The 18,339-nt window shown below is 30.2% G+C and carries 13 protein-coding genes; 5 read left to right on the forward strand and 8 right to left on the reverse strand.

The window, feature by feature from the left end; genetic code table 11:
- Nucleotides 1-43: 43 nt before the first annotated feature.
- Nucleotides 44-985 carry a hydrogen peroxide-inducible genes activator gene (locus ACKTTQ_RS18085; RefSeq protein ID WP_093870943.1) on the reverse strand — a complete coding sequence of 314 codons (942 nt, stop codon included), beginning with the start codon at nt 983-985 and terminating at the stop codon, nt 44-46.
- A 114-nt stretch (nt 986-1,099) separates the two neighbouring features.
- On the opposite strand from ACKTTQ_RS18085, the gene ACKTTQ_RS18090 reads away from it, so the two are divergent.
- Both ACKTTQ_RS18090 and ACKTTQ_RS18095 read left to right on the forward strand, forming a co-directional pair.
- Nucleotides 1,100-1,570, forward strand: a complete 471-nt coding sequence (locus ACKTTQ_RS18090; protein WP_093870944.1) for a Dps family protein — start codon at nt 1,100-1,102, stop codon at nt 1,568-1,570.
- Nucleotides 1,571-2,058: 488 nt separating this feature from the next.
- Nucleotides 2,059-6,993, forward strand: coding sequence for a GEVED domain-containing protein (locus tag ACKTTQ_RS18095; protein ID WP_408050003.1), 4,935 nt, complete (start codon nt 2,059-2,061; stop codon nt 6,991-6,993).
- Nucleotides 6,994-7,111: 118 nt separating this feature from the next.
- On the opposite strand, the gene ACKTTQ_RS18100 is transcribed toward ACKTTQ_RS18095, so the two are convergent.
- From ACKTTQ_RS18100 to ACKTTQ_RS18110, 3 genes are all read right to left on the reverse strand, one after another.
- Entirely contained in the window at nt 7,112-8,137 is a 1,026-nt protein-coding gene (locus ACKTTQ_RS18100; protein WP_408050004.1) for an NAD(P)/FAD-dependent oxidoreductase, read from the reverse strand.
- A gap of 2 nt (nt 8,138-8,139) precedes the next feature.
- Nucleotides 8,140-10,563, reverse strand: coding sequence for a LodA/GoxA family CTQ-dependent oxidase (locus tag ACKTTQ_RS18105; protein ID WP_093870947.1), 2,424 nt, complete (start codon nt 10,561-10,563; stop codon nt 8,140-8,142).
- A 126-nt stretch (nt 10,564-10,689) separates the two neighbouring features.
- A complete protein-coding gene (locus ACKTTQ_RS18110) occupies nt 10,690-11,463 on the reverse strand; it encodes a sulfite exporter TauE/SafE family protein (protein WP_113785392.1) in 774 nt (257 codons plus the stop codon).
- A 116-nt stretch (nt 11,464-11,579) separates the two neighbouring features.
- On the opposite strand from ACKTTQ_RS18110, the gene acs reads away from it, so the two are divergent.
- The gene (gene acs / locus ACKTTQ_RS18115; RefSeq protein ID WP_408050005.1) at nt 11,580-13,496 is read left to right on the forward strand and encodes an acetate--CoA ligase; all 1,917 of its coding nucleotides are present in this window, start codon (nt 11,580-11,582) and stop codon (nt 13,494-13,496) included.
- Here the strand turns inward: acs and ACKTTQ_RS18120 are convergent.
- From ACKTTQ_RS18120 to ACKTTQ_RS18135, 4 genes are all read right to left on the reverse strand, one after another.
- Nucleotides 13,489-13,767: an STAS domain-containing protein gene (locus tag ACKTTQ_RS18120; protein ID WP_113785394.1), complete on the reverse strand. Its 279-nt coding sequence runs from the start codon at nt 13,765-13,767 to the stop codon at nt 13,489-13,491. The genes acs and ACKTTQ_RS18120 overlap by 8 nt on opposite strands.
- Before the next feature lie 100 nt (nt 13,768-13,867).
- On the reverse strand, nt 13,868-14,410 hold the full coding sequence (locus ACKTTQ_RS18125) for an RsmD family RNA methyltransferase (RefSeq protein ID WP_408050006.1): 543 nt from the start codon (nt 14,408-14,410) through the stop codon (nt 13,868-13,870).
- Nucleotides 14,411-15,241, reverse strand: coding sequence for a DUF3822 family protein (locus ACKTTQ_RS18130; protein ID WP_408050007.1), 831 nt, complete (start codon nt 15,239-15,241; stop codon nt 14,411-14,413).
- A complete protein-coding gene (locus tag ACKTTQ_RS18135) occupies nt 15,219-15,953 on the reverse strand; it encodes a hypothetical protein (RefSeq protein ID WP_408050008.1) in 735 nt (244 codons plus the stop codon). Before ACKTTQ_RS18135 ends, ACKTTQ_RS18130 begins: the two co-directional genes overlap by 23 nt.
- A gap of 103 nt (nt 15,954-16,056) precedes the next feature.
- On the opposite strand from ACKTTQ_RS18135, the gene ACKTTQ_RS18140 reads away from it, so the two are divergent.
- Both ACKTTQ_RS18140 and ACKTTQ_RS18145 read left to right on the forward strand, forming a co-directional pair.
- Complete coding sequence (locus tag ACKTTQ_RS18140) at nt 16,057-17,484, forward strand: ATP-dependent DNA helicase (RefSeq protein WP_408050009.1); 1,428 nt, start codon at nt 16,057-16,059, stop codon at nt 17,482-17,484.
- 158 nt (nt 17,485-17,642) lie between these two features.
- On the forward strand, nt 17,643-18,338 hold the full coding sequence (locus ACKTTQ_RS18145) for an energy transducer TonB (protein WP_408050010.1): 696 nt from the start codon (nt 17,643-17,645) through the stop codon (nt 18,336-18,338).
- The last annotated feature ends 1 nt before the right edge of the window (nt 18,339 follow it).

Consider the following 18,339-nt stretch of genomic DNA (forward strand, 5'->3'; position numbering starts at 1 on the left):
TTTTAATTTTAAAATGGTTTTTTTATGTTATTTAAATGCTTAGTTATTTCTTTTGTAATGGACTGATTATTTCTACATCACTAAAGGCTATTGCGCCTCTAACAACACTATCTATAGTGCTTTTTAAAGCTTCAATAAGTTGCATTTTTAATTGTGATTTGTGATACAATAAACTTACCTCACGCGCAGGAGGGGGTGTTTCAAACTCACGTAAATGCTTTTTATCTTCCTCATGTAAATCTAATGTATTTAGATAAGGTAAAAGAGTCATACCTAACCCATCTTTTGAAAGCTTAATTAAGGTATCAAAACTCCCACTTTCAAGTTGAAACTGTAAATTTCTATTCTTTTTATTTGTTCTACATAAATTAATAACACTGTCTTTAAAGCAATGTCCATCTTCTAATAATAATATATCATCTACTTCAAGTTCATCTACTTTAATTTTATTTTGACTAAAAAGTTTATGCTCTTCAGGAACCAAACCAACAAATGGTTCATAATATAATACACGTTCTTTTATAGCTTCATTTTCAAGAGGGGTTGCAGCTAAGGCAGCGTCAATATGACCGTCTGTTAATTTACGTACAATCTCTTCAGTTGTAAGTTCCTCGATAATTAATTGAACTTTTGGATAGTTTCTATTAAAAGTTTTTAGGAACATAGGTAATAATGTTGGCATTATTGTAGGTATAATTCCTAATTTAAATTCTCCGCCAACATATCCTTTTTGTTGATGTACAATATCAATAATTCTATTACTTTCATCGACAATAACTTTTGCTTGTTCAATAATTTTTTTTCCTACTTCAGTTAATTCAATAGGCTTTTTTGATCTATTAAAGATTTTAGCATCTAATTCATCTTCTAGTTTCTGAATTTGCATACTTAAAGTTGGTTGTGTAACAAAACAATGCTCAGCAGCGACAGTAAAATTTTTATATTCAGCTACAGCTAATGTATATTTTAGTTGAGTGATAGTCATTCTATAATATTTTTTGATAAAGATATTAAAACAATCAATTGAATTTATAGTTTTACTCGTTAAAATTGCAATAATTTTGAATCAGTTTAAAACGCAACACAAAATCAATAAGATATGGAAACTACAATATTAGGATTAGATAAAAAGAAGACAGAAAACTTAGTAGAAGAATTAAATGTTCTATTAGCTAATTTTCAAATATACTATCAGAATGTAAGAGGACTTCACTGGAATATTAAAGGAAAAAATTTTTTTGAATTGCATGTTAAATTTGAAGAGTTTTATACAGATGCACAAGAAAAAGTAGATTTAATTGCTGAACGTATTTTAACTCTACAAGGAGTACCTTTACATACTTTTAACGATTACAGTAGTTTGGCTAAAGTTCCTGTAGGGAAAAATATTTATGAAGATGTTAAAGCTGTAGAATTAGTAGTTGAGTCTTTATCAGAACTGTTAAAAATAGAAAGAAGTATTTTAGAATTATCTGATGATGCAGATGACGAAGGAACAAATTCTATGATGAGTGATTTCATATCAGAACAAGAAAAAACATTATGGATGATGAATGCTTGGTTAGGCTAAATCATCTTTTTTTTAAGGGGAGAAAAAGACAACATTAATTTGTTGTCTTTTTTATTTTAAGTATATAGTTTTCTTTTTATGTAATAGTATTCATTAATAATTGTAATGCTAGCATCTTTATTTAATGATAGTAATAATAAAATCTCTTTATTTCCTAATCCATTTAACTGAATTTTTACTCAGATTGTATCTTTTGAAAAAATAGAAATCTTACAAGTTCTTAAGAAAAATTAAATATTTTTTTTAGCTCAAAATCACTTTTTCATTATGTTGAAAAAGTGATTTTTTTAAATGTTTTAATTTCAATGTCATATTAGTTGAGTTGATTAAATATTACTTTAAGTGTTAAAAAATGATAAAGAATTTACTTTTTAAGTTAAAAAACTGTTAATCAGGTAGTATAGTATTCGGATGAATTAAAATAGTATAGAGTAAAAAGAAAAAGTTAAAATAAATTTACCAAAAATACTTATTAAAACCTTTCTATCATGAAAAATCAAATATCATTACTCTTAGGAGTATTCGTTTTTGGTTGTGGATTCTCACAAACTAACAACTTCTGGAAAAAAAACACTCAACCAATTCAAAATAAGACTATTAATTTAGTTGAGAAGAAGGTAGTTACGCCAAATAACACTTATAACCTTAGTGTTGAAAAACTAAAAAAAGTATTGTCTTACTGCCCTAAAAGGTACGAGTCGTTTGGTAAATCAAATGTTATTATCACGCTTCCTAGTGAAGACGGAAAATTTAAAAAATACCGTATAAAGGAGACTAATGTTTTACATCCAGATTTAGCTAAAAAATTTCCAAAGATTAAATCTTATGTGGGTACATCTGTAAGTGGAGAAAATGAATTAGTACATTTTAGTTTGGGTAATAATGACTTTAGGGCTATGATTATGAAGTCAGATGCTACAATAATTAATATCAAGCATCCTACTATCAATAGTAAAATGTATATGATTACTTCAAAAAAGGAAAAATCAGAACCTATAAGTTGCCAAACTACAGATAATGATTTCGAAAATTTTTTAGAAAAAAAGACAACAGGATCTAAAGGGTTACCAAAAAGAGCCAGAAGAGATGCTAATGATAGTCGTCTTAGAGTTTATCGAATGGCCATAGCAGTAACGGGAGAATTGTCTAAAATATATACTGATAAAGCAAGTGTTACAAATGGTTCAGTTCAACAAAGGAAAGCTGCTGTACTTGCTGAGTTAAATGCACTCATGACAAGGGTGAATGCGGTTTATGAACGAGATTTAGGAACTACATTTGAATTAGTACCTAACATTTTAAATTCCATTTTCCTTGATCCAGTAACAGATGGTATTACACATGGTAATACGGGAATATCTATAAATGAATCTCAAGGTATTCTTGATGCTCAAATAGGTAATGCTAACTATGATATAGGTCATGTTTTAGATTCAGATGGAACCGGACGTGGAGCTTTAAACTCTGTATGTGTTGATGATAAAAAAGCGCAAGGATCTACAGGTGCGCATCCTTTCACATCTGTAAATGATTATTTCTTCCGTACATTCGTTCATGAAATTGGTCATCAATTTGGTGCTAATCACTCGTTTAATAATGCATGTGGTGGTAATCGTTTGGATGAAGGTGCCGTTGAACCAGGAGGAGGTAATAGTATTATGGCATATCAAGGTTGTGCTCCAAATTACGATTTACAAACTTCACATGTTTTCTTTCATGCTAAACAGATAGATGAAATGTGGAATCATATTGTAAACACAGCAGGTTGTGGTATAACAAAGTCAGTAGGTAATAGTGCACCAGTAGCTAGTATAGGAGGTAACTATACGATTCCAAGATCTACTCCATTTATATTAGAAGGATCTGCTACTGATGCTAATACACCGGCCAACCAACTAACATATACTTGGGATCAAATGGATAAAGAAATAGCTCCTATGCCCCCTCTTGCTACATCAACAGGTGGCCCTTTATTTCGTTTTAAACCACCTACAACATCTCCTATCCGATATATGCCTGATCTTGGTACAGTAAAAGCTGGAAATTCTTCTTCTGAATGGGAGGTAACACCTTCTGTTGCTAGAACGATTAATTTTAGATTTACCGTAAGAGATAACCACGCTGGAGGGGGGAATACAGATTCTAGAGATGCTGTTATTAAGGTAGCTGGAAATGCCGGCCCTTTTGTAATAACTTCCCAAAACAGTAGATTTGATGCACCAGTTGGCTCTACCCAAAAAGTAACCTGGAATGTAGCAGGAACTACAGGAAATGGAGTTAATGCAGCAAACGTAGATATTTTATTATCTACAGACGGAGGAAATACATATCCAATAACTTTAGCGTCGGCGGTACCTAATGATGGTTCTCATCAAATTACAATACCAGATGAACAAGGAGGTGTAAATAGAATTATGGTAAGAGGTACCAACAATATTTTTTTTGATATTACAAACGCTAACTTTAGCATAACGGATGGTAACTCTGATCCTATGCCTACAAATTATTGTGCTGCTGGTCATCAAGGTAATAATTATATAGATGAAGTCATCTTTGGAGATATCAATAATAAAAGTGAAAATAGTGGATATTCTGATTTTACCAATCTAGGGACAAATGTTATCAAAGGCCAACCTGTTACTTTAACGGTTAATCCAGGAATTGAGACCTGGGATCCTAATTATTTTGGAGCTTGGATTGATTGGAATAAGGATGGAGATTTTGAGGATACAGGTGAAGAAGTTTTATTAACAACCAATGGGCAAGGTGGAGTAACAACAACTGTTGTAGTTCCAAATACTGCAAAAAATGGTGCAACCAGATTAAGAGTGCGTTATAAATTACATACTGCTCCTGAGCCTTGTGGAATAGCATCATCGAAAGGTGACGAAGTAGAAGATTATTTTGTGTTTATTAAAGGTAATTCAACTCCAGATTCAGAGGCTCCAAGTACACCAACTAATTTAACTGCTTCTAATATTGAAAGTACTTCTTTAACATTAAATTGGACAGGTTCTATCGATAATATAGGAGTATCTGGTTATGATGTATTTAGAAATAATGAAGCGACTCCGATAGGAAGTCCTTCAGGAACTATATTTAATGTTACAGGGTTAACTAAAAATACTTCTTATTCTTTTTATGTAAAAGCTAAGGATTTTTCTAATAATACTTCTGGAAATAGTAATACTATTAACATAGTAACTAAAGACGGTCCAAGCCCTGGAACTGATCCTTGTGCTGCATCTACAACACAAAATAGTACTTTACATATCACGAATGTAAGCTTTGGTTCTATAAATAATAGCTCCACAAATGCAGCATATAATGATTTTTCAACTATTTCAACTAATCTTTCAGTGGGGCAGTCGGAAACAATTACTATTGACGTAAATAATAGTAGTTGGACATTTAATGACGTAGGAGTTTGGATCGATTGGAATAATAATGGTCAATTTGAAACTTCAGAAGAAGTATATGCTCGATATGGAGCTGGCCCTTATTCAGGTAGTGTTACGCCACCTAATACAGCTGTTTCGAATACCTTATTACGTATGCGAGTACGATTAGGTTATGGAAGTAGTGAGAGAGCTCAACCATGTGGTACGGATACTTCTTTTGGGGAAGTTGAGGATTATTCAGTAGTAGTAAGTGGTGGAGTAACTGGTGATACGCAACCCCCAACTGCTCCAAGTGGGTTAGTAGCTTCTAGCATTACAAGTACTTCACTAACATTAACATGGACGGATTCTACTGATAATGTAGGAGTAACTGGATATGATGTGTATCAAGGAAACATTAATTTGGGTACAGTTACAGGAACTTCGTATAATGTGATTGGTTTAACTGGAAATACTTCTTATAGTTTTACCGTTAGGGCTAAAGATGCAGCAAGTAATCAATCTACTGAAAGTAATATAGCAAATGTAACAACTACAGGAGGTACAAATCCTGATCCAACATTACCAACAGGTTATTGTAATGCAGGAAGTCAAGGAACCAATTATATAGGTGGAGTTACATTTGGAAGTATTAATAATACGAGTCAAAATAGTAATTATACAAATTTTACAGCTCAAAGCACAAACGTTTCTATTGGACAAACCTTAACATTAACTGTAACTCCAGGAATCACAGCTTCTAATTGGTCGGCTAATGTAGTTGGTGCCTGGATTGATTGGAATAGAGATGGTGATTTTACAGATGCTAATGAAGAAGTTTTAATGAAAGTTCCTGGTACTGGTGGTGAAACAACTTCAGTTACTGTACCCAATAATGCTCAATCTGGAGCCACTAAGTTACGTGTACGTTACAGATGGGCAAGTAATCCTAATCCTTGTGGAACTAGTGCTAATGATGGTGATGAAGTTGAAGATTATGTAGTTGTAATTGGTGGTAGTACTGGTGATACACAAGCACCAAGTACGCCAACAAATTTACTAGCTTCTAATGTAAATGAAACAACCTTAACATTAAACTGGACTGCTTCTACAGATAATGTAGGGATAACAGGATACGATGTATTCCGTGGAGGAACTTATATAGGTACAGCTACAGGTACAACTTACAGTGTAACTGGTTTAACTGCTAATACAGCGTATACTTTCTCTGTTAGAGCTAAGGATGCAGCGGGTAATCAATCAGCTTCCAGTAATACCGTTAATGTTACCACCCAACAAACGAATCCAAATCCTACCTATTGTTCTGCTACAGGGAATGATGGACCAGAGGGAATATCAAATGTTGTTTTTGCTGGAATTAATAATTCTTCTGTAAGAAATGTTTCTGGATATGATGACTTTACTTCTATTTCTACTAATGTAAATGTAGGGACAAGTCATAACCTTACAGTTACAATACTGGGTTATCAAGGAGGTAGTAATGATGAAATCTATGCATTCTTTGATTGGAACCGTGATGGTGATTTTTCGGATGCAGGAGAGGAATTTACTTTGATTAAGACAAATGGTCTTACAGGTGCAATATCAGTAACGGTACCACAAACGGCAATAACTGGTTCAACAAGAATGCGTTTACTAGTCTCATATTATGATACAGAAAAGAATTCATGTGATACTGGTACCAATGATGTACGATATGGAGAGTATGAAGATTATACAATTAATGTAACGAACTCTAGTGCTAATGCTAGTCCTAGTTTATTTAGTAACGGCGGTAATAAGTTTTCTTTATTTCCAAATCCATTTAATAAAAGTTTTACTTTGAATGTAACTTCTTTTAAAAGTACTAACTTTAATGTAAGTATTTATGATATCGTTGGAAGACAGATTTACTCTCAAGAATACAATGGAAATCAAACTAAAATAGAAAATTTAGGTGAACGTATTACCGCTCCTGGTAACTATTTTATTAGAATTCAATCTAATGATAAAACAGAAGTCTTAAGGGTTCTTAAAAAATAAATAACCCTAAATATTTTGTTAATAATAAAACACCTTTTCAACTTAATGAAAAAGGTGTTTTTTTTAAATCCCATTTTAAGAGAAAAAGAGATAATATGAATTTATAGTCTTTTTTATTTTACGCATATAGTTTTTCTTTTACATTATAGTATTCATTAAAAACAGCATTGATTGTTTCTTGATATTTATTAAAAGAAGTTCCATCGTTCTTAGTAATTAAATCATTAATACTTTCACTTGCTTTTAAAGAACAAAATATAGCGTTAGAAATACCATGTGATGAAATAGGATCAAAAGCCATGGCCGCATCGCCGATAGATAACCAATTATCACCTACAATATTTTGTGGGATAGATGAGTTTGCTAGTCTTCCAGTAACTTTAAAATTACCAGTAGGTAAATGTTTTTTTAATATTTTGGTATTGGTTAATATTTCACACCAATTAGAAAAAGTTTTTAATTTTTTATGGAGAGCATCATTTTTTGAAGAGTATAGAGTCATAATTCTTGTTGTTTCATTTAAATCAGAAACGGTTCCCCATCCACTTTCATATGTCTCAGTAAAAAAACCATATTTAAGCGATTCTTTAGTTTTTGGTAAATAACATATAAAAGCAATGTTATTATCATATGAAATTATAGGTACTTTAAAGAAATTTAAAATAACTCGATTTCGTCCAGTAGCGTCAATAATTAATTCACTATCAATATTGTATTTAGTATTGTTTAATTGAACAGATGTAGTTGTTGATGTTATGTTCTTTAGTAAATTATAGTTTATTATTCTTGATTTTACTTTTTTTTCTAATTCTGAAATGACCTTTCTTTTGTTTAGTTTTAATCCATATTTAAACGGATTATGTTTGAAAAAATCTTCACTATGAAAAATATTGTTCCATATTGATTGATAGCCATATGTTTTGGAAGCACATTCTTCAAATAGAGTAAGTAAGTCAATGTTTTTTAATAGGCTAAGTGTAGAAGGAGGTATAGTTTCTGCAAGAATAGTAGCAGATGTATTTACTTCTTTGTTAAGTAGTATACATTCAATTCCTTTTTTTTCTAATAAATAACATAAAATGAGTCCTGAGACTCCTTTCCCAACAATAAGTACTTTTGTTTTTAAGTGTGTCTCAGGATTCATAATTATTTAATAATTAAGTACATATTTGTAGCTGATTCGTATCCACCACATTTATCAATATAACTAACCTCAATAGTAACAAAATTATTACTATAAGGTTTTAAATTTTCTGTAATGTCCATTGGAGGAAGCGGAGTTATTTTTCCACTACAACCATTACTGAAATCTTGATTTAATACAACGTTTCCATTTATTTTAAGTTCTAAAACATCGTCTACAGAAACATCACCTGTACCATCTTTTGTAGATGATAAAAATATTTCCTTACCAGAAGGAAGCCATACCATTTCTCTTACATTTGAATAGAAAATACTTGGAGGGTTTAGTTTTACAGGTCTAGAGGTTATTTCTTTACCTAAAAATATAACTAGTTTGTCTTTAACATTTTTGCTATCAGAAGCTACATACACTATTTCAGGAACTCCATTTACATTTGCATTACGACCTGCAACTACACCTACATCTTTCCATTTGTAAACCATATTAATTAAGCCATTTAAATAGCCACCTTCAGCGTGATAACCAACATATCCTGTATCACTTGTCATTAACCATGGAACTCGATTAGCATAAATATATTGTTTAGTTTCATCTCCTAAAGTAGTGTCTTGCATTTTAACTAAACTTTCTTCAGTTAATACATCAACTGGTAAATTTGCAGCCCACCATGCAGGTATTGGGTATTGACTGTCTAGAAAAACTTTTTGGCAGCTCCCAGCATCAGATTGCCATGGAATTCCCATCCATTTAGTTAAATCTCCTGGTGTTGTTTTCCATAACCAATTTTCTTTATTTGATGGATTTAATGAAGCTTTTACATCATCTGAATTCATTTGAAATCCAAAATCATTATAAAAAATTTCAGATTGTTCATTTTTTGTAGCTGAAGCAATACGTATTTCACGTAGTCCAAAGAAAGAAGCACCTTCAGTAACATTTTTAAATGTTAAATTATTTGCTGAATACATTTGTTCATGACGCATTGGCCAAGTAAGTTCTACTCCTGGGTGGAAACCACCTCCATATAAAGTTTCTAAAACAGCTCGTGTCATTAATAAAGCACTTTTTGTTTCATCTTTTGAAGCTTGAATGTATATATTTTGATAATAATGACCTATTTCATCCATAGTTGTGAATTCAAAATCTAAGCTTTCAAAATTTCCATCTCTCCAACTTTCAAGTTGCTGATATAAAATAGGAGGGATTGCAAACCATTGCGCAGGACTTCCAGGATAATTAATTCCATCACCTGGATAAAAAGGGTATTTTAATTCTTCTGTTCCACTACCAATATTTGTAATATCAGTTGTACTCTTACTAGGTATAACTGGTTCGTTGGTATAAGCATAAGCTGGATTTCTAAATAAGCTAAATATTTTTTCCCTTAAGGGTTGAGCTTCATCAGAGCTATTATATAAAAATTTAAATTCTTCAGTAGTTAATTGATCAATAATTTCTCTAAATGATGGAGCAAGGAAATCACTTGCATTTACCCATTGCATTCTATATAACCTATATAATACAGGGAAAACTAAACTGAAATCTGTAGAATACGTATCATTTGAAGTGCCACAAATAAGATCGTACATTGTAGCTAATGGTTGTATTTGTGGAGCATAATCTGGTGGAGCAGTAGCTATCCAAGCTGCCGATTTAGGATCGTTTACTTCGTATGTTTTTCCATCTATTGTTACTTTAGCAGTAATTCTTCCGTCACAAATATCATCATACCAATTAGAGTTATCAGCAAAATCAGTATTCAAATCTGATGGATTTAAAGCTGCGGAAACCCCATCTCCAGGATAAAAAATTAAAGTTCCATTATCATGTTCAACTGTTCCTAAATTTACACTTTTACTTTCCATGTGCATTGCTTTTGCAATTTTACTCTTTCCTTCAGGGTTTAAAGGAAAAGGAAATTGTCCTCCAATTTTTTGCTTTTGATTACTTGAGGATACACTAACAGGTGCGGGGCAGTTAACTAACTCTTTTCTATAATTTTGATCATCAGAGTTTATTAGTTTTTGATCTAATACATTAGGATTTCTTCTTGAAGTACTAATTCCAGGAGCTATTTTTTCGGTAAAAAAAGTTGAGCTTAAATTTTCATTATCTGTATTTACAGAAAGATCTAAACTATTATTAAAATCATACCAAAATGGTTTTTTATTAGCTACCTCTACAGTCCATTCAACTTGACTAATATTGGCGTCTAATTTACGAATAGGGTTACCCTGATCGTCACATTCATAAATATAAAAACGTTGAGCTTGTTTTTTTAATGCACCATCAGCAGTGTGATACTCTTCTCCAGTTTCATATAAATTAGCCCATGGAACTTCAGGGCTAAAAACGACATCTTCTTTTGTTGCAGGACCATTACCCATTCGAGCAATTCCTATTGATGGATAAATTTTAAAATTCATAATAGTTTAATTTATATAGTTAGAAAAATTAGATATATATATAAAACTATAAATAGAAAGATTAGTAATTGGAAAAATACCCATAAACGTGTTCTTTTGGAGAACGAGAGCAGGATTATTAAGAACTTAAATATTTATTAAAATACGTATGCTAACAAAGGCAATTAATATAGCAGTAGCTTTTTTTAATTGAATAGGTGTAAGTATTTTATTACTTAATCTATTACCAATTTGACCTCCTACAAATACAATGATAAGAAGAATAGAGGTTAGATTCCAGTTGATTGAAAAATTAGGGTTTGTGTATTGGCCAATTAGGCCACTAATTGAATTAACTAAAATAAATAAACTTGCAGTTGCTGCTATTTTTTTAGGTGTTTCCCAGTTAGTTAGATGAAGTAAAGGGGCTAAAAAAATACCTCCACCAATACCTACCATGCCTGAAACAAATCCAATTAGACCTCCATACAAAGCATTTTGGGGTAATTTTAATTCTTTAGAACTAGTTTTTTTCGAGACAACTTTTTTTGAAACCCACATAGTTATGGCTGCGAATAATAATGTAAAGCCTAACAAGATAAAGAAGAACGTTTGATCAATTCGTAGATACCCACCTAAAAAAGCTAAAGGGATACTAAAAATAACCAAAGGAGTTACTTTTTTCCAATTGTACTGTTTTTGTTGTTTGAAAATTAAAACATTACCTGTTACAACAATAATATTACATAATAAAGCAGTAGCTCTAATTTCAGTAAAAGCTAAACTAGTTAAAGCTAAAACTGCTAAATAACTTGAACCACCTCCAAAACCTACTGATGAATATAGAATAGCAATGCTAAAAAATAAAAAGACTATATGCCAATTTTCGAGAACAGTTTTCAAAACAATTAAAAGCTCCATATAAATCAAATATATATATTTATAAGTGATCTTATGTTGTTAGTAGAAAAAATATAAAAACTATTTAAAAAAAACTGTAGATTAGTTTTTTATTAAAAACATAAAAGATTTTATAGATGAGTAATTATCACATAAAACATTTAGAAGAATATTATCAAGTTTATAGAAAATCAATAAGAAGCCCTGAATTATTTTGGGAAGAAATTGCTGAGGAACATTTTGTTTGGAGAAAAAAATGGGATAACGTATTGAGTTATGACTTTTCTAAACCAGAAGTAAAATGGTTTGAAGGAGCAAAATTAAATATAACAGAAAATTGTATTGATAGGCACCTTCAAATTAGAGGGGATAAGACTGCTATTTTGTTTGAGCCAAATAGTCCAGATGAAGAAGCTCTACATATAAGTTATAATGATTTACATAAGCGAGTATGTAAGTTTGCTAATGTTTTAAAAAATAATGGAATAGGTAAGGGTGATAGAGTATGTATTTATTTACCAATGATTCCTGAATTAGCAGTTTCAGTATTGGCTTGTGCTAGAATTGGAGCAGTTCATTCTGTGGTTTTTGCTGGGTTTTCATCAACAGCATTATCTACAAGAATAAACGATTGTGAAGCAAAAATGGTAATTACAGCAGATGGATCATATAGAGGTGCAAAAACGATCGATTTAAAAAGTATTGTTGATGAGGCATTAGATAGTTGTAAAAGTATTAATACAGTTTTAGTTACAAAAAGAATAGCTACTGATATTAATATGAAAGAAGGCAGAGACAAATGGTTACAGCCTTTATTAGATATAGCTTCTGAAGAATGCGAACCTGAAATAATGGATGCAGAAGATCCTTTATTTATTTTATATACTTCGGGTTCAACCGGAAGTCCAAAAGGAATGTTACATACAACTGCGGGTTATATGGTGTATACTGCATATACGTTTAAAAATGTTTTTAATTATAGAGAAAATGATGTGTATTGGTGTACAGCAGATATTGGTTGGATAACTGGTCATAGCTATATTGTATATGGGCCTTTAGCAAATGGAGCAACTACAGTTATGTTTGAAGGAGTGCCTAGCTATCCAGATTTTGGGCGTTTTTGGCAAATAGTAGAAAAACATAAAGTAAGTCAGTTTTATACAGCTCCGACAGCTATTAGAGCTTTGGCAAAAGAAAAATTAGATTATGTTGATTCTTATGATTTATCATCTATAAAAGTTTTAGGAACCGTTGGTGAACCTATCAATGAAGAAGCATGGCATTGGTACAATGATAATGTAGGTAAAAAAAAGAGCCCGATTGTAGATACTTGGTGGCAAACAGAAACTGGGGGAATGATGATTTCACCAATACCATATGCTACACCAACTAAACCTACTTATGCAACATTACCACTCCCTGGAGTTCAATTGGCATTAATAGATGAAAAAGGAGAAGAGATAAAAGGAAATCAAGTAGATGGTCGATTGTGTGTTAAATTTCCTTGGCCGTCAATGGCAAGAACAATATGGGGAAATCATCAGCGATATAAAGAAACTTACTTTTCAGCATTTGAAAATAAATATTTTACTGGTGATGGTGCTCTTCGTGATGAAGTTGGTTATTATCGTATAACAGGTAGAGTAGATGATGTTATTATAGTTTCAGGACATAATTTAGGAACAGCACCTATTGAAGATGCTATAAATGAGCACCCTGCAGTTGCTGAAAGTGCCATTGTAGGTTTTCCTCATGATATTAAAGGAAGTGCGTTATACGGTTATGTTATTTTAAAAGAAACCGGTGAAGGTAGAAATCATGATAATTTACGAAAAGAGATTAATCAAATTATTACCGAACATATTGGACCAATTGCCAAATTAGATAAAATTCAATTCACAAATGGATTACCTAAAACACGTTCGGGAAAAATTATGAGACGAATTTTACGTAAAATTGCACATAATGAGTTAAATAATTTAGGAGATGTTTCTACGTTATTAAACCCAGAAATTGTACAAAATATTATAGATAGTAGATTAGAAACTAAATAATATTTCTATAATCTAATTCATCATAAAAATCTTTAGCACCAAAACCTTGAATACTAATATCTTTATTATTATTTGAGGTTTTGGTATATAAATTAATGAGAGAATTAACTGTAAAAGTATCTATCTCAGTAACTTCATTAATATTTAAGACTATTTTGTTATTCGACTTTAGAAAAGAGTTAATAATAGTTTTTAAACGAGAATAATTATTAAAGTTTAAATTACCTTTAAGATGAAAACAGTTTTTTTCGTTGGTTATTTGTAAATTCATAATAATATAGTTTGTAATAAAAATAATTATGAATTAAATAAGCCCTAATTTTTTTTCGTTCAAATGTATGTTATTGTGGATGAATGGAAACAATAAATAATTATTCTTTTATTTCAAAAAAACTAAAAACATTCCCTCCATAACGTTTTTCATAACTAAAATATGGGTGATTTGATAATGTGGTATGTTTTGAATGTTCAATAATTAAAAGTCCTTCTTCTTTTAAAATATTTCTTTCAAAAATAGTATCTGCAATTTTTAAAAACTCTTCCTCTTTAAAATCATAAGGAGGATCTGCAAAAATAACATCAGCTTTTAAAGGAGTTTTTTCTAAAAATTTATACACATCACTTTTAAAAGTATTAATATTTAAATCAAGGTCTTTTGATGTTTGATTGATAAATTTTATACAATTAAAATGAGCATCGATAGCATAAATTTCTTCTGTACCTCTAGAAGCAAATTCATAACTGATATTTCCAGTACCAGAAAATAAATCTATTACAGATATACTATCAAAGTAATATAAGTTATTTAAAATATTAAATAATGATTCTTTAGCCATATCTGTTGTTGGACGAACAGGTAGGTTTTTGGGAGCAGAAATTCGCTTACTCTTATGTTTTCCAGAAATTATACGCATTTATGAAAGTAATATATAGTTTGAATGGTTTGAAAAATCATCATCTTCATTAAAAAAACAAGTTGTACTTTCAATAAAGTTAATATTTCTAATATAGTTATAGGTTATTTTATATAAATCAGAATCCGATTCAATTTTACCTAAAAAGGTTAATTGGAATTCTTCAGGATTCATTTGTAATTGTTCAGCAGTAAATAATATGTAATAAATAAAATCTTCTTTACAAGAATATGAAAATGAATTATACATACTTAATTTATCATTTTCAATAATTATTATGTCCATCAAGTTTGGAGCAACATTAACAAAAAATCCTGTTTTTATTGATGAGTTTTTTATTTTAGTAATAAGTTTATCTATGAGTACAGAAGCATGATGCATGTATTCAAACTCTCCGAAATTTTGAAATAAATAATTATTAATGTTTACATATGGGATATACACTGTATTGGCGTTAATAGATGACAGGTTATCATATGTAATAAAATCTGTAGCTAATGTTTTTACAGAGTATTTTAAATAAGGAACTAAATTATTTCTATCAAAAAAATCATTAGGCACAATAGTAGCTAGGTTGTTTTGATGTATAGCAGATACTGATTTAAAATCTTGCTGTAAATCTTTATCATTAGCAAAAATGTACATTATTTTCTCTAACAATAATTCGGGAGAAGCAATAGTTTTTTCAAAAATGTATTCAGAAAAAAGATTAACATCATTAGTTGTTAAATCAGTAATACAAAAAGAAAATCCATCCAAACTAAATTGGATGGATAGATTTTTATTTTGCGCAATTGCGCTAATTTTTTTACTCTTTTTTTGCAGCTGCATCTTCTTTGTCGTAAAATGGAGGCCAGTTACCACCTGTAGTAACTTCTGATAGAGACCCTACAGAGATAAAAGGACCTTTTACTTGATCCGTTTCAACTGCTTCTAATTCTATTTTTATTAAAGAACTATTCATTCCTTCTAAAATAGGTTTTTTATCTACTTTAGCTTCAAATACAGGAACTAATAAACCAGCTACTTTTTCTATTTTATCCGTTGCTAACTCAAATTGTTTGTCAGTACCTGGTACATTAAACATATTTTGGAAGTCTTTCCCCTCAAAATATTTAATTACTGGCTCATAATCAATAGTGTCAGTTTGTTTAACAGATATTTTATCAGTTAAACCACCAGATAAAGTAACCTCTTTTTCTATATTCGTAGTTTCTGTAATAGCTAAAGAATCATTTTGGATAAAGCTAATTAAAGCATTTTTATCTTTAGTATAATCACCTTTAGCTTCCTTATATTTAATTTGAGCGTCACGTATTAACTTTAAACTTTTAATAACTTTAGCGTAACGAACCTTTTTATCTTTATTAAATTTTATTGGCTCCATAATTCCGCCATAAATTTTATAGGCTAAGAAGATAGAGGCAACTAATAGTAATATAGAAACTAACCATCTCATTTTTAGAGGTACAAATTTAACAATAAGTACAGCTAAAAGAAACGCAACAACTGCTGCTGCTAAAATCATTAATAATAAATTCATTTTTTTAATTTTTAATATATGATATTCGCAAATCTACAATTTTTTTTCAATGAAGAAAATTTTTAACTATAAATAGATATATCTTTGGAAATTATTTTATTTTATGATAGCATCTGCACACAAATTTTATACTGAAATATTACAAAAATTCCCTTATACACCAACCTACAAGCAAAATAAATTATTAAATGAATTAACTAATTTTATTTTCGAAGATAATGAAAATGCCTTATTTGTTTTAAAAGGGTATGCGGGTACTGGAAAAACTACAACTATAAGTACCGTAGTAAATAACCTATGGAAGGCTGGTAAAAAGGCTGTTTTATTGGCACCAACTGGTAGAGCTGCTAAGGTAATATCAGGGTATTCAGGTAAGCAAGCATTTACTATTCATAAAAAAATATATTTCCCTAAAAAACAAAGTAATGGTGGAGTAAGTTTTGTAATGCAACCTAACAAGCATACAAACACTATTTTTATTGTTGATGAATCTTCAATGATTTCTGATGAAAAACAAAATGCCAAATTGTTTGAAAATGGTTCTTTACTTGATGATTTAATGGCATATGCATATTCAGGAAAAAACTGCAAAATTGTTTTTATAGGAGATACAGCTCAGTTACCTCCAGTAAAATTAACAATGAGTCCAGCTTTAGAAGCTGATAAGCTATCATTTGAGTTTAATAAACAAGTTACTGAAATTGAATTAGATGAAGTTGTACGTCAGCAAGAGGATTCAGGGATTTTATACAATGCTACTGATTTAAGATTGTTAATAGAAAATAAAGCTGTTGATTTTCAATTCGATGTAAGTTTTCCAGATATTATCCGATTGGAAGATGGTTATGAAATTCAAGATGCAATTACTTCAGCTTATGATGGTGAAATAGGAGTAGAGGATACTGCAATTATAGTGCGCTCTAATAAAAGAGCTAACCAGTATAATGATCAGATTAGAACGAAAATTAGAGGGCAAGAAAATGAAATTTCTACAGGAGATTACGTAATGGTAGTTAAAAATAATTACTTCTGGTTAAAAGATTCTTCGTCGGCTGGTTTTATTGCGAATGGGGATATTTGTGAAGTAATGCGAATTAATTCCATAAAAGAATTATACGGATTTAAATTTGCTGAAGTTGAAGTGCGTATGATTGATTATCCAGATATGAAGCCTTTTGAAACAGTATTGTTGTTAGATACTTTAACAAGTGAAAGTCCTTCATTAACTTATGAAGAGTCAAATAAGTTGTATGAAGCTGTTAAAGAAGATTTTGCTAATGAAAAATCAAAGTATAAACAATTCATGGGAGTTAAAAAGAATAAATATTTTAATGCCTTGCAAGTAAAATTTTCTTATGCGATGACTTGTCATAAGTCTCAAGGTGGACAATGGAAAACGATTTTTATTGAGCAACCATATCTTCCAGATGGATCTAGTGTAGAGTATTTAAGATGGTTGTATACTGCAGTAACACGTGCGCAAGAAAAATTATATTTAATAGGTTTTAAAGATGAATGTTTTGTAGACTAATAATCTAATTTCACCTATTATCCATGATAAAGTATATTTAATATTCCTGTTTTCGTAAATCATTAATGATTCTTGTGTAAATGTGACTTATTTTAAAATTTAGTGTCATATAAATTAGAAATCTATTGTAAATAGAAGTTAATCTAATAAAATTCGTAATGAGGGAAATACTATTAATTGTTGCTTTATTAACTTTTCAGGAAAGCTTTACTCAACAGGTGTGTAAAGAAAATCAAGAAGCTGATTATGTAGAGGCAAATAATATATCAATTAATAAATGTAATACTAACTCATCTTCGGAGAAAAATATAAAAGACAACAAAGTTTTAGAAATTAAGAGATTTAGATATCTAAAAAAAAGAATAAATGAGAGAGATTTTATTCAAACAAAAACATTACATAAAAAAATAAATATATTAAGTAATCCTCTTGAGGATAGTAAGATTGAGTTAGTTAAAAAAAATGTTAGTGCAATGATTTCACTAATAGATAAAAGAAAAGAAAATAAAATAATTTCATTTAATGAAGTAAATGAAATTCCTAAATTTCTAGATTGCGATAAAGCAAGCGAAGATTGTTTTAATAACAGTATGAAGTTACATATTGAAAATAACTTTAGATATCCTAAAGAAGCAATAAATAATGGAGTTGAAGGTGAATTGTTAGTTTATTTTGTAATAGACTCTAACGGTAATGTTGGTAATATTAAAGTTTCTTCTACTAAAGAAATAGCTATTTTAAATAAAGAAGCAATTAGAATTGTGTCATTGTTGCCAAAATTTACTCCAGGGAAACAAAATGGTAAAGTTATAGCTGTATCTTATAGTTTTCCTATGAACTTCAAATTAAAGTAAT

Source organism: Tenacibaculum halocynthiae, from assembly GCF_964512825.1.
GTDB classification, from domain to species: Bacteria; Bacteroidota; Bacteroidia; order Flavobacteriales; family Flavobacteriaceae; genus Polaribacter; species Polaribacter halocynthiae.